This is a genomic window from Polynucleobacter sp. Latsch14-2, assembly GCF_018881925.1.
GTDB lineage: Bacteria > Pseudomonadota > Gammaproteobacteria > Burkholderiales > Burkholderiaceae > Polynucleobacter.
This window is the reverse complement of sequence record NZ_JACVPL010000016.1, coordinates 1-495: the sequence shown is the minus strand read 5'-3', so window position 1 is coordinate 495 and position 495 is coordinate 1. Positions and strand designations below refer to the sequence as shown.

At 47.9% G+C, this 495-nt stretch carries 1 protein-coding gene; it reads left to right on the top strand.

What is annotated here, in order from left to right; all coding sequences use genetic code 11:
* Nucleotides 1–495, top strand: a 495-nt coding sequence (locus ICN46_RS10735; RefSeq protein WP_216208597.1) for an MBG domain-containing protein, incomplete at both ends; no start/stop codon positions are given.

Here is a 495-nt window from a genome sequence, read left to right as displayed (position 1 = left end):
TGGCGAGCACTGGCGCAAGCAATACCGCTAGTGTTGGTAGCTATAACATCGTTCCAAGTGCAGCAACCGGCGGCACCTTTACCGCAAGTAACTACAACATTACTTATAACAATGGAACGTTGACGGTAGTTGCTCGTCCGATCATCATTACGGCTAGTAGCGGTCAGACTAAGGTTTACGGGGAAGCTAATCCTACCTTGAACTATTCTGTAGAAGCGAATGGATCTGGCCGTGGATTGTTTGGCTCTGACACATTCACGGGCGCTCTGGCTCGTGCCACAGGTGAGAATGTTGGGAGCTATACGATTGGACAAGGTACATTAGCGAATAACAACTATGCAATTACCTTTGTTGCAAGTAATTTTTCTATTACCGCACGTCCGATCTACATCAGTGCTGACGCCTCACAAACGAAGGTCTACGGCAATGCCAATCCAACCTTAACTTACACCACCCAAGTCAAGGCAACGGGCTCTGGTTTATTGGGCACTGATA